General features: G+C 47.7%; 11 protein-coding genes. 5 read left to right on the top strand and 6 right to left on the bottom strand.

Annotated features, from left to right (window positions below; translation table 11 throughout):
• Positions 1–3: 3 nt before the first annotated feature.
• The 5 genes from QFZ78_RS17465 (at position 4) to QFZ78_RS17445 (ending at position 4530) form a co-directional block, all read left to right on the top strand.
• Positions 4–936 (top strand): carbohydrate ABC transporter permease, encoded by a 933-nt coding sequence (locus QFZ78_RS17465; protein WP_307549434.1) that lies wholly within the window; start codon positions 4–6, stop codon positions 934–936.
• Positions 937–949: 13 nt separating this feature from the next.
• A complete protein-coding gene (locus QFZ78_RS17460; RefSeq protein WP_307549432.1) occupies positions 950–1780 on the top strand; it encodes a carbohydrate ABC transporter permease in 831 nt (276 codons plus the stop codon).
• 19 nt (positions 1781–1799) lie between these two features.
• Positions 1800–2555 (top strand): glycerophosphodiester phosphodiesterase, encoded by a 756-nt coding sequence (locus QFZ78_RS17455; protein ID WP_307549430.1) that lies wholly within the window; start codon positions 1800–1802, stop codon positions 2553–2555.
• Positions 2552–3703 carry a hypothetical protein gene (locus tag QFZ78_RS17450; protein WP_307549429.1) on the top strand — a complete coding sequence of 384 codons (1152 nt, stop codon included), beginning with the start codon at positions 2552–2554 and terminating at the stop codon, positions 3701–3703. Before QFZ78_RS17455 ends, QFZ78_RS17450 begins: the two co-directional genes overlap by 4 nt.
• A 95-nt stretch (positions 3704–3798) precedes the next feature.
• Entirely contained in the window at positions 3799–4530 is a 732-nt protein-coding gene (locus QFZ78_RS17445) for a glycerophosphodiester phosphodiesterase (protein WP_307549428.1), read from the top strand.
• 174 nt (positions 4531–4704) lie between these two features.
• Here the strand turns inward: QFZ78_RS17445 and QFZ78_RS17440 are convergent, their stop codons facing one another.
• From QFZ78_RS17440 to QFZ78_RS17415, 6 genes are all read right to left on the bottom strand, one after another.
• Positions 4705–5844, bottom strand: a complete 1140-nt coding sequence (locus QFZ78_RS17440; RefSeq protein ID WP_307549427.1) for a cytochrome P450 — start codon at positions 5842–5844, stop codon at positions 4705–4707.
• A gap of 63 nt (positions 5845–5907) precedes the next feature.
• A complete protein-coding gene (locus QFZ78_RS17435; protein WP_307549424.1) occupies positions 5908–6486 on the bottom strand; it encodes a TetR/AcrR family transcriptional regulator in 579 nt (192 codons plus the stop codon).
• Positions 6487–6671: 185 nt separating this feature from the next.
• Complete coding sequence (locus tag QFZ78_RS17430; RefSeq protein WP_307555757.1) at positions 6672–8633, bottom strand: glycoside hydrolase family 15 protein; 1962 nt, start codon at positions 8631–8633, stop codon at positions 6672–6674.
• A 222-nt stretch (positions 8634–8855) separates the two neighbouring features.
• Entirely contained in the window at positions 8856–11912 is a 3057-nt protein-coding gene (locus tag QFZ78_RS17425; RefSeq protein ID WP_307549422.1) for a 1,4-alpha-glucan branching protein domain-containing protein, read from the bottom strand.
• The gene (locus QFZ78_RS17420) at positions 11909–12427 is read right to left on the bottom strand and encodes a DUF4912 domain-containing protein (protein WP_307555755.1); all 519 of its coding nucleotides are present in this window, start codon (positions 12425–12427) and stop codon (positions 11909–11911) included. The genes QFZ78_RS17425 and QFZ78_RS17420 overlap by 4 nt, the downstream gene beginning before the upstream one ends.
• Before the next feature lie 160 nt (positions 12428–12587).
• Positions 12588–12800 (bottom strand): hypothetical protein, encoded by a 213-nt coding sequence (locus tag QFZ78_RS17415; RefSeq protein WP_052228876.1) that lies wholly within the window; start codon positions 12798–12800, stop codon positions 12588–12590.
• Positions 12801–12837: the final 37 nt, after the last annotated feature.

Raw genomic sequence — 12837 nt, 5'->3', positions numbered from 1 at the left:
GCCATGAAAGCGACGGAAAGCCAGCCGGTCCGTGTACAGCAAGCGACCAAACGGTCTAATACCCGTTGGTTAGAATACTTGAAAGACTTTTCGTTTGCAGTGCCCGCATTGGTGATATTGACTCTGTTTATCTATTATCCTCTGCTAAATTCGTTATACCTTAGCTTTACAAACTGGAATATGACGAAGCCGGTGAAGAAATTCATCGGTTTCGACAACTACGTCTATTTGCTGACTAGCGACATGTTTTATAAAGTGCTCAAAATTACATTTACGTACACTATATTAGACGTTTCGATTACGCTCGGACTCGGGCTGCTACTAGCACTTTTGTTTAACTCGGTTTCGAAGTTTTTCGGCTTTATGCGGGCGATCATCTTTATGCCGCATTACATCTCGATGGTTATCGTATCTATGATCTTCCTATGGATCTTCAACGGTCGATATGGGTTGGTGAACGAATTGCTGAGCTGGGTGGGATTGGAGCCGATCCAATGGCTGACCAATACGAAGACCGCACTTTGGGTGCTTGTCCTTATTGGGGTTTGGAAAGGCGTCGGCTTTACAATGATTATATTCATCGCCGGACTTAGAAGTATACCGGTTGAATATTATGAGGCTTCCGGCATCGACGGGGCGACGAAGTGGACACAGTTTTGGAAAATTACATTGCCGCTGCTGTCTCCGACAACATTGTTCCTGGTCGTTACACACTTTATTTCTTCGATGCAAGTGTTTCAATCGGTCGATGTTCTCACGAACGGCGGTCCTCTCGATTCAACGAAAGCTATGGTGTACTGGATTTATGAAATGGCATTTTCCGAGTTCCGAACAGGCCGAGCGTCAGCTCTTGTTATCATGTTCTTCCTCATTATCGTCTTGCTGACCATGGTGCAAATGTATGTGTCCAAGAAGAAAGTCCATTACGAAGGGTAGGTGCCAGTGACATATGAAAAATCCGCTGTTTACCAGTACCCGGGTCATTGTCGCAATCGTTATTACGTTATTTATGTTTTTCCCTATTTATTGGATGCTGATCACTGCTTTGAAAACATCGAGTGAGCTGCGCATGGCTGTACCGAGCTTTTGGCCGGAAAAGCTGATGTGGGAAAACTTCGCAAGCGCTTTCAAGGCGATTCCTTTCTATCGTTTTACCGTAAATACGGTTATCCAGACTGTCGGTATCGTATTCCTGCAAATTAACATCGGTGTAATGGCTGCGTACGCTTTCTCGAAAGGTACGTTCCCAGGCAGAGATGCCCTGTTCGTTCTTGTACTGGCGGCGCTGATTGTTCCAGAGCAGGTCGTGTTCGTACCTATTTACGTGATGCTGTCGAAAATAGGCTGGATTAATACGTACTACGCATTGATCATTCCACACGCGGCTTCAGCATACGGCATTTTTCTGTTGCGCCAAATGTTCCGATCGATTAATAACGATGTGATTGAGGCAGCTAAAGTGGATGGAGCGAGTCGTTTGCAGGTGCTTTATCGCATTCTGACCCCGATGGCGATGCCGACGGTAGCTACATTGACCGTCATCAGCTTTATTCACAGCTGGAATGCCTACTTCTGGCCGCTCGTTATGACCAACTCGAATAAAATGCGCGTGTTGACTGTCGGTATTTCCATGATGCGGGATTCAATCGCTGGGGATGAGGCGCTTAACTTCCATCTGTTGATGTCTGCGAGCATCTTGGTCATTTTACCTATTGTTATCATGTTTGTGTTCGCACAGAAATATATTGTTGCCGCCATGGCGAACTCGACATTTAAGTAAGAGAGGAGCTTCATGCATCATGACAAAACAACCACTGTTAGTCATCGCGCATCGTGGAGCGAAAGGGGAAGCGCCGGAAAATACGATGGCGGCTTTCCGTCTCGGACTTGAGCAAGGCTGCGACGCGATTGAATTGGATATTCATTTGTCCAAGGATGGAGAAATCGTCGTTATTCATGACGATACAATGCACCGGACGACGGACATAAGCGGTAAAGTGAACGAATTGACGCTCGCGGAGCTGAAGCAAGCTGATGCTGGTCGATGGTTTCATGAGAAGTATGCGGGTGAGCGTGTGCCGCTGTTGGAAGAAGTATTCGATCTCGTACCGGCGAATATCATGATTAATGTGGAAGTCAAATATTCCTATGGGCGTAAATTAGAGCCTGCTTTGGTGGAACTCATGAGACGCAAGAATCGCATTCACAATGTCGTTGTTTCATCATTCGACCATAAGTGTTTGGTGTTTCTGAAGCTTCTTGAGCCGGAAATCAAGATCGGTCTTCTGTATGACTTTACCCCAGGGCAGCATAACCAGTTAGCGGCAGGCTTAGGGACGCCGGTATACTCACTGCATCCCAAGCATACTCGAATCGTCGCTGAAGATGTGCGTGAAGCGGTTGCACATGGTCTTCATGTATTTGCTTACACGGTCAATGACGAAGAAAATATGGCGAAGTTGATTGATTATGGCGTCTCGGGAATTATCACGGATTATCCAGGCAAGCTGAGGAATTTGTTATCGCATACGGCTAATGTGGGGGCAGGGCGATGAAGCGAACGGCATGGATTGTTCTCATTGCAGGATTATCGGCGTTAATGGTAACCGGCTGCCAACAGGGGGCTTCATCGGTTTCGACCACGCCTGCAGCGTCGACGAAACCGGCCGCAGAAGCCGGAGCTGCCAGCGGAGGGGCGAATAAGTCTGGCAACAGCCAGACTGCAGCGACTTCCGCTGCTATTACACAAGAAGAAGCGGGTATTAAAATCCGCGTCGACATGCCGGAGATCAAAGACTTTTTGCAAAAAGCAACGCAGGGACCCATCGTCCCTGCATTAAAACAAAATGCCATCCCGCAAGGCATGGTCTACTTGGAAGACCTTAAATGGATCCTGGTGTCGTACTACAGAGAAGATGGCAAGCCGAGCTTGCTAACAGTAATAGACGTCGGTACCGGAAAAATGGTTAAGGCGCTTGAGCTTTATAAAAGCGATGGCACTCCGTACACGGGGCATGCCGGGGGGATCACGGCAAGTCGGAAGCATATCTGGATTTCTTCGGAAAAAGATGTGAACTTTTTCAATACGGAAGATATCCTAAAAGCGGATAACGGTAAGCTTACTTTCAATGGTTCAGTGAAAAACGATACGCGTGCCTCATTTACTACTTACGCGGACGGCGTCTTATGGATCGGCGAATTTGCTCAAGGCACTGACTACCCGACGGATAAGTCACACTACATGACGAATCGCGATGATAAAGAACACAGAGCATGGTCGGTCGGCTATAAGCTGGATGCAGAGACAGACCTGCCTGTAGCAAAAGAGCAGGGGTCGACACCTGCTGTTCCGGACTATATTATGTCGCTGCCGGGCAGCATTCAAGGCATGTTTGTTACAAAGGACGGCATATGGCTCAGTCAATCATCCGGTCGCAATAATGCAAGTACACTGTACCGTTTCGTCAATAGTATGACTGTAGACAAACCGCATACCACAGTGTCGGTTCGGGGCAAAGATGTTCCCGTCTGGTTCCTGGACAGCAAAAGCTTGAAAAGTAAAATGGAAGCACCCCCCATGTCCGAAGGGTTGTTTGAAACGAATGGACAGCTGTATATCCTATTTGAGTCGGGTGCAACCAAGTACAAAACTTCTTCCAGCTACGCGCTGGACAGGATTCAAGTCCTGCCGCTTCAGGAGTAAGACCTGGGTGGCAAGCTGCGAACAATTCATGTATGATATTGGAAGTTCGATGATTTAATTCAACTTCATTATCAAACTGAGGAGGATGAGCTGCAATGATTCTAGGCCTGGCCCATAGAGGATACCCGAGGAAGGTTCCTGAGAATACGCTTGCATCTTTTCAAGCAGCTTTAGACTTATCGTATAGTCATTTGGAGTTGGATGTACAGTTAACCAAAGACGGCGTACCTGTCGTTATTCATGATACGACGGTCAACAGAACGACAAACGGCAAGGGCCGAGTGGTGGATTTCACGTTCGACGAGCTGCGGAAATTGGACGCCGGAGGCGGTCAACAGATCCCGACGCTCGAAGAAGTGCTGCAGTTGGCCAATGGAAAAGCCAAAGTAGACATTGAACTGAAGCAGAGCGGCAACCTGTACCCGGGACTGGAACAGAAAGTACTTGATGTGGTACGTTCTTGTGATGCTCTTGATCAAGTATTCGTGACATCCTTCGATCATTATTCGATCGTCCGGATGCGTGAATTATCACGCGAGATCGAGCTTGGGCTAGTTCTTTACGGAGCAACGCCTGCTGTCTTCCCGCTTGCCAAGCAAATTGACGCCCGATACGTTTCTGTCAAATATATATATTTGACGGACGAATTTGTTCAACGCTGCGATGAGCAGGGCATTCAATTGATAGCGTGGACGATTGACGATGAGCAAGATATGCATGATATACGCTCCCAATACCCGCATATTTGGGTTTGCACGAATGAACTGGAGCGGTGGAAGCAGTGCATGGAGCCGTTCAAATCGAAAGTAAATCAATTAAAAATATAGTTGTTACCGGTGCTATTGGGTAAAATGACTTAAAGACGAGCCGTTATCTGAGGATAGCAGTTCGTCTTTTTGTTATACGATTCTAAACTTTGAGTTCAGCATGATGTACAGTAGATGTCACCATCAATACTTTAGGAAGCGTATCTAGTTTGTGGCCTGATGTTAGTAAAATGATTACCGCAAAATAATAGGCATTTGTTTGATTCCAAACATCATCCAACTGTCGATCCTCTCCAACACATGAGAGCGATCGAGGTGGAACTCAGGGAATCGGTTAAGAAATGTTTGAATAGCAATTTTACTTTCCAAACGAGCTAATTGCGCTCCTAAGCAGAAGTGAATTCCGTGACCAAAAGCAAGATGGGGATTAGGATTCCGGTGGATGTCGAAGAGGTTCGGGCGCTCGAATATGTCTTCGTCATGGTTGGCCGAGCCCATCCAGATGTTGACCATTTGTCCGGGAGTAAGTGTTTGCCCACGTAGAACTGTGGTCTTTTTTACCGTTCGAATCATTGTTTGAACAGGTGAACAATAACGAAGAACTTCCTCAAGAGCCTGTGGGACCAAGGATCGATCCGCCAAAAGCTGCTCTTTTACATCTGCATGGCTATCGATAAGGAGAAGTGCTGAGGAAATTAGGTTGGTTGTGGTTTCATTTCCCGCTACAAGCAGCAGGATGCAGAAGCCGATCACTTCCAGATCGCTTAATTGTTCCCCATCTGCCTTCGCGCGGACGAGACGGCTAATCAGATCATCCTGCGGCTCAAGCCGTCTCTGATCCGCTATAGCGGTAAAATAGACGCTCATCTCTTCTTGGCATTGATAATATCGCTCGGAGTTGTTTCCGACCAACGCATCCGACCATTCTTTGAAACGCTCTCGATCTTCCTGAGGAATACCTAGCATTTCGGCAATGACGATAATCGGCAGCGGACTTGCAAAATCATGGAGCCCATCCATCTTACCGCTTGCTTCCATTTGGTCACACAACGTACTCGCTATCGCCTCAATCTTTGGCGTCATTCCTTCGATGACCCGAGGAACAAAAGCTTGAGAAACGAGCATTCGCAACTGCCGATGTTTAGGCGGATCCTGTCTTAGAACACTCGCTTCAATCGGATCTTTCATCGTTCCTACACCTTGCGAAGAAAAATGCTCATGATCGGAAAATATCGTTTTGACGTCTTCGTATTTGAAAACGTCCCAGGAATCGTTCTCCTTTTTAAACGATACGGGGGAAGAGGCACGCATTTCTTTAAAATAAGACAAAGGTATCAATTCATTAGCCGTTCTCCAATTCATAAGATTCACCATCGCTTCCATCTCATTTTATTTGAACTGACTAGTCAGTATAATAATCCCCCAAAAAAAGGGCGGTTACTCACCGCTAGTCATAAACAAACCTGATGTAATGATCGTATAAAAGAATTGTTCAATATGATCACGAGACAATTCATTGTTGTTGTTCAAAAAATAATTACTTGCGCTGTCGAGCATCCCAACGATCCCCGCCGCGGCCAAATTGCAGTTAACATCTCGAAGCACGCCTTCTTGCTTTCCTTCTTCCAAGACGTTGGCAAGAAAATGAATGTAATCAATCCTTAGTTTCTTCAGTTCTTCAAGCACTTCCTGATCGATGCCGTTGGATAGTTCATTGAAAACGATATGCGCTAAACTGCTTGATTCCAAAAACAGATCGAGGTTGTGCCTAATGATCCTTTTGATTTGTTCTTCCAAAGTAAGATTGGCTTTAAGATCGGTCTGAACTTTATCAATAATCTCCTGAAAACCATCTTTAACAAGCGTCTTAAACAATTGGGCTTTACCTGGAAAGTGATAGTAAAGCGTACCTTTGGCGACATTTGCTCTCATGGCAATTTCATCCATACTTGCTCGATGGTAACCGTTTTCTGAAAATACTTCAACCGCTGTCTGGATAATTTTCTCTTTACTCAAGGAGATCCGCCTTTCATCAATCATGGTAAAACTGACTGGTCAGTACAAAAGAAGTGTAACATATTGGAAAAAGAGATGTCAACTGAGAACGCGAGGAGATTTTGTTCTCAAAATGAAATAAAAAAACCTCCCGAAATGAACAAATGTTCAAATCCATGGGAGGTTAAAATATGTTAAAGCTTTTTTCACTTGGTAAGCTGTTTATATTTGTTCAAGTACTTCACGACGGTCAGCACATAAGTGGCATGCGACCAAGTGAGTGGAGCAACGGATACGGGTTCACCTGTGAAAGGGTCTAATTGTTCCGACAGAACGCTGCTTTCCATGGCGTGTTTGACGACCCATTCAAGGGTTTGACGCGGTGCTTCGAGATCCGCCAGTGACTTGGCGCACTCGATTTCCCATTCGGCAATCCACAGTGTACAAATAATCCAAGGGTTACCTGGCACGTTCTCAATATCCGTGGAGCGTTGGAAATAATAGTCGTGATGATAACGAGCGGAACCTCCGACTTCGGTTTTGATCATGAGTCCAGCTTTGTTGGCTTTCATCGTACTCACTACACGATCATCATCAGCAGGCAGAACGCCGAATTCAAAGATGCCGTAAACGGAGCTTTCGAGCGTCATATCCTTCACCCATTCGCCATCTTCCATGTACAAGCCGCGAACGAATCTTTGTTCTCCTTCGTCCCACAGATGCTTGAGGATACCGGATTTGATTTTCTCCGCTGTATGCTTGTAACGATTGCTTCGCTCTTCATCCCCGAACAGGTTGCTGAAGTTGGAAGCGGCAATAAGTCCGCCATAAACCGCTGAAGCGGTAAACGTAAATATACCGTAACGCTCTTCCCACAAATCATAACTTGGCTTCGGCAAGTTCAATTCCTGATCAATGTAAGTGGACATGAATCTGGCCGCTCTGCGAATGAGATTGCGATAGAGGGATTGGGCGAATTCGAGGCTTCCATTTTTCTGGAAATCCTGCCAAAGGGCATATAGCACAAGGGCAGTCTCATCTTCTTGAATAGGAAGCTGTACCCGTCCGGAATGAATGTATGGATGCCAACTTGAGCCTACGGTGCCGTCCGGATTGTATTTATGATGCAAGTAACCTTCGGGTGACAGCACGTTCGCACAGAAGTTAAAGAAAGGAATAATCATACCTTGGTAGCCGGCCATGGACATGGCATAAGCAATTAAAGCGCCGTCCCGAGGCCACATATAACTGTAATGATCGCGATTGCTTTGCATGATATCGGAATCGTTCGCAGCGATGATCGCACCGTTTACATCCGTTTGGGTCCTGACAAGCAGTAGACTTTGTTTGAAAAGCCGTTGGACTTCGAGCGGCAGATCGCCGTAATCGCGTTCAATTTTGTTTGCCCATCTTTGCCAGTACACGGTTACGCGGTCAAGGAGTTTACCAGGGTGGCTATCTTTGACATAAGCATCGAGCTTCTTGACTTCCTCCAGCGATGTGCCTGCACCCATCCAATAATAAAGTGTTTGGTTGCCGCCCGGTGGTACGAAGAGTCGAAAAGAAATTGTACTATCGACTGAGCCTTGAGCAATGGCATTGCCCATCAAATGCCCATCTTCCGCGTCGCGCCAAGTTCCCTCGGCATTATAAAACCTTTTGACACCTGTTGAGTATTGATAAATGCCTTCGGTTCCTGTACTGCCGTTAAACATAAAATATCTGTCTTTCTTATAATGGAATACCGTATTATTCGCTGGATAGTAAGCGGCTGTATCCCCAACTTCTGTCTCATTAATGAGCAAGTCTTGATTGAAGAACATCCGTATTTCGCGAACGGTACTATTGTGATTCGTAATTTGGATACGTTTGAGGTAAATATCCTCGCGCTGATGAACCCCGTCATTCATGAGTAGAGTGACACCAAGACCGGGATGCGTAGCTGTCACTTCGGTGACGAGCGAATCCTCCACATAGGCAAGTTTAAATTGCCATTCAGGCGCATTCAGCCAGGCGAAGGAACCATCCACCCATATACCAACACGGCATTGATAACCGCCAATATGGTTAAGCTGGCCTACGAAAGGATAATACAGATCTCGCATGTAGGAATGCTGATCGAGGTTAATAAGAAATTTTCCGTTTCCGATGACCAGATGTCTAGGCAATAAAATCACTTCCCCACTCGTTTGTTTGATCACGCGATTCAGAACCCGTCCTTGAGGTATCCAGCTTGGGATATCGCGTCCTCGATTCGCTAGTGACTAGGACATAGTTAGCACAGGGCTTGCCAATAGGTTACCTAATTATTACCAAGGAATCAATGATTGTTTGAAAAAATTCTGAAAATTCCCACTGGTCACGCTTACAAGCTGGCATAGTTATCCATATTATTTCATTATTTCCTTCTGGTTGGGGAATATACCTGACCGCTGTGGGTGAAGGAGAATCAATTTATCGTAAGTTTCTGTTGTCAAAGTGCTGATCTGGTCCCAATGATAGGTCTCGCTGATTTTGCTCAAAGCGGCCGCGGCGAGTTCGGTTGCGTCGTCAGGCTTTTCTAAAAATTGGGCAATCTGAAAAGCTAGTGCGTTAGCATCCCCCGGGGGCACTTTGCAACCGTTAATACCATGATCCACAATTTCAGCAAGACCTCCTGTATCAGATACGATGAGTGGTGTCCCGCTAGCCATTGCTTCCAAAGCTACAAGACCAAATGGCTCATAGAGGCTTGGAATGACACAAAGCTCCGCGGAAAGCAAAAGCTGATTTTTGTCGGTCTCATCTAGAAATCCTGTAAAGCTGACCCGGTCACTTAACGGAGCGGCTAGTCTCTCTAATGCTTCAAGCTCAGGCCCTGTACCCGCGATAATCAGCTTAGCTTCAGGGTAACGTTTGAGCACAAGCCGCATGGCGGCTATGAGGATATGCACGCCCTTTTCATAAACAAGCCTCCCAAGGAAAGCAATAATTCGATTCTGTTCATCACCGCTAAAAAGAGCATTAGAAAGAAGCGGACTAACAGTCACAAGGGAAGCAGCAGCTGCGCGAAAAGGAATAACACCATTAGGTATATGAGTCGTTTTATGGATAGGTACATGAAATAGGCGAATGACTTCTTGCTGCATATAAAGGCTGCAGACAACGAGCTGATCAGCTTCGTCGGCTAACTTATTTTCTATTGCATGTATCCGTTGTTGCACTGGGGTATCCAGCTTCCCTTGATTTCGGCCATACTCGGTGGCATGGATCGTTGCAAGGAGCGGGAGATGTAGTGTTTTTTTAGATTCTTTGGCTGCATAAAAGACAAGCCAATCATGAGCATGAATGAGATCGAAATGCATGCCTTGTAAAGTTAAGCGATAGATAGCATCGGTGAAAGCCATATTCATTTGAAAGACCCAATCCAGGAAGTGAATGGCTCCAGTGGACTGGAGAACCTCTACACGATGAATATGAACCCCATCAGAACGCTCATAGGGATGACAATCGGGAGCAAGACACGTAATGACATGAACTTCATGGCCAAAGGCAGCAAGATGCTTAGATAAGTCGCAAACAGCTCTGGCGAGACCACCGATTACACGCGGCGGATATTCCCATGCGAGCATAAGAATACGCAGAGGTGTGGACTTGGTATTGGATGAGAATTTTAATAAAGTACTATCCAAAGAGCTATTCAAACTTATGGAAGGGCTAGTTTGGAAAAGACGGTAGTGGAGCTCCGGTAGAAAGGGGGATCTCCGTTCTAAGGAAATCACGATTTCGGATAGCTCTTTGTCTGAAGCTGCTGTTTCTAGTCCGTTAAGTAATTGATGAAAATGGGATAAATGCGTTTCTATGCGGTTAGCCGCATAGGTGGTTACCGTTTCCGCATCTAGGATGAATGTCCAGTCGCTGCTTTGCGCGAGCATAAGCTCTCTCGCGGCTTGATTCAGTGCGCGCTGCTGCATCTTTGTGAGCAGCTCGGGGCTCGGGTGCTTTTGCGCAGCAAGCACCATACGATCCTCCGCTGCGTGCAGCAGAGGATGTACCCACTGGCTGCGCGGCTGCAGCCAGACCTCGGCGTAGCCGCCGCGGCCCCAGCTCGACACGGGAAGCTTAGCTTCCGTAGTCGGCGCATGGGCGGCGGCATAGCCGCCTAACGTAGTCGTGTCCACGACTACGCCTTCATGGCTGCGCGCGGCAGCGAGCCCGCGCAGCACGGCCTCAAGCCACTGGTGGCCTTCGTACCACCAGTGCCCGAACAGCTCGGCATCGTATGGACATACGATGACCGGCGGTTCCGCCGGCCGCGCTTCGCGGTCGCCGGCGGCCAGAGCTAACGCCTCGCGCTCCTCAGCGAGGCGGCGAAGCTGCGCCACCCGGCTAGCGACGAAATGCTCAGCATCCTGCTGAGCTTTCTGAGCGGCCCGCGTCGGGTGGTAGGGCGCTTTGGCGTCACCTGCGGCTGCGCCGGTGACGCTGTAGTACTTGAAGCCCGTATGTATGCGTGCGCCGTCAGGCAGCACATAGGGCTTCAAGTACTCCCACTCGGCCCCGCCGTCTTGGCCGAGGTCGTAGCCGATATCGCGATAATATTCGCGATAATTGGGATCGCTCGGGTACCCGACTTCGGCGCTCCATACCTGGGCGCCGGCTTCGAGGTCCCGAGCAAAGGCGCAGGCGCCGCTCTGCGTGCGCAGCGGCGTCCCCGCCGCGCTCTTTACATTCGCAGTGCCATTCGCGTTCGCCGCGTCCACCTGCGGCGTTATCACAGCCTGCGCGTGCGCATGGGCGTCCACTACGAAGTAGCGAAGGCCAAGTGCCTGCAGGTGGGGCTCCAACGCAGGCGTATAGCCGCACTCCGGCAGCCAGATGCCAGCCGGAGCGGACCCGAAATGCCGCCGGAATTCCGTTACGGCGGCCTCGAGCTGCGTGCGCAGCGCGGAGTCGTTCTTGACTAGCGGCAAGAACGCATGCGTCGCGGCGCACGTTATTAATTCTAAGCAGCCAGTGCTTTTTAGGCTGCGGAACTTACCAATCAGATCGCCCCGAAGGCGATCGTACAAAGCCATAAGCCGATGGTACTGGTCGGCATAGAGCTTTGCCGTGGGCCCGAAGTCGGCATGACCCCACAGACGAATAACTTCTCTCTGAGCCAGTTCACACAGCGAGGTTAGATGCCTGCGAAGCCTAATCTTTAAACGTGAATCCTCGAGCATGGCAAGAAGCGTCGGGGACAATGACAAGGTGAGATGGAAGGGCACTTCATCTTCAAGAAGCCGCTCCATCATTTCGATCAAAGGAAGATAGCTATCGACAACGGCTTCGAAGAACCATCGTTCTTCTAGGGTGATGTTCTCTTCCTCATGTCGAACATAGGGGATATGGGCATGTAAAAGCAAGGCAACGAAGCCTTGTACATTAGTGCTGGTGCTCACGTTGGCGTTTGTGTTTGTGCTCAATCAGTATCGCCTCCAGATTCTGTATCTGCTGAGTATGCGGTCTTCGGTGAATACACCGAATAGGCAGAGAAATGCTCATTAGGTTCAGGCGTCATTAGCTGAAAGGAAACGGCAATAGGCCGGTATGTAACTAGTTGATCATTCGTTATTTGGTGAGAAGGATAATCTTGATTCGTATCTATTGGGGGAGTCTGAATCGTATTGGAACGCAGAAGCGGGAGAAACTGCCCCTGTTCATTCAGAATACCAAGATCCGCGAAGTAACTTTGGCCTGGGTGAAACCCGCTCACAAAGCATGATTCTCCTTGGGGAAGTAGAAGTTCTGAGACACTGTCAGCTTGGTGGCTATCTATAGGTAGATCGGTTACATGATAAAATCGCAATGTAGGTTGAAGTGACTGCCAGTCTGTATCGAAATGTTCCTGTACCATGTTCTTTTTTCTGCTAGAGAGCTGCCAGTAAGTAAACAGAACGGTCGGGGACTGGATAAGCAAATGAAGTGTATCCCGATCCATAGGATCAACAGAGAGAGCTTGGATAGGTATCGGTCTCACCTTTTCTCAGGGTAGTTATGGAAAATAAGCTGCAAGGATCTTGAGCAACATTGTAGCATATGCGCCATACAAACGAAAAATCTCCACCTTATCTAAAAGGGGGAGATCACTTGTATATCCCTTACTTGGTTGGATTTTGCCCTTCCATGTACCGGTTTTCCGTAAGTCTCATTAAGGAATCGTACCGATTCACCGAAGAAAATATCAAAAGGTATTCATCCTGTTTGACATTGGTATAAGATGCTTTGAAACCGGTATGATATTGCACGGTCATGCTGGAGGATTGATCGTCATACTGTACAAAAGCGATCTGTCTAGAAACGCTTGGAATCATATTCACGCCGCTCTCCCCTTCATCGTAGACTTCGGAA

This window comes from Paenibacillus sp. V4I5, assembly GCF_030817255.1.
Lineage (GTDB): Bacteria > Bacillota > Bacilli > Paenibacillales > NBRC-103111 > Paenibacillus_E.
Note: the sequence above shows the minus strand (reverse complement) of the source record. Positions and strands in the feature narration are given on the sequence as shown.

Coding starts and splice junctions, on each gene's coding strand:
- QFZ78_RS17465 (WP_307549434.1), top strand. CDS start 4: ATGAAAGCGACGGAAAGCCAGCCGGTCCGTGTACAGCAAGCGACCAAA.
- QFZ78_RS17460 (WP_307549432.1), top strand. CDS start 950: ATGAAAAATCCGCTGTTTACCAGTACCCGGGTCATTGTCGCAATCGTT.
- QFZ78_RS17455 (WP_307549430.1), top strand. CDS start 1,800: ATGACAAAACAACCACTGTTAGTCATCGCGCATCGTGGAGCGAAAGGG.
- QFZ78_RS17450 (WP_307549429.1), top strand. CDS start 2,552: ATGAAGCGAACGGCATGGATTGTTCTCATTGCAGGATTATCGGCGTTA.
- QFZ78_RS17445 (WP_307549428.1), top strand. CDS start 3,799: ATGATTCTAGGCCTGGCCCATAGAGGATACCCGAGGAAGGTTCCTGAG.
- QFZ78_RS17440 (WP_307549427.1), bottom strand. CDS start 5,844: ATGGTGAATCTTATGAATTGGAGAACGGCTAATGAATTGATACCTTTG.
- QFZ78_RS17420 (WP_307555755.1), bottom strand. CDS start 12,427: ATGGATCGGGATACACTTCATTTGCTTATCCAGTCCCCGACCGTTCTG.
- QFZ78_RS17415 (WP_052228876.1), bottom strand. CDS start 12,800: ATGATTCCAAGCGTTTCTAGACAGATCGCTTTTGTACAGTATGACGAT.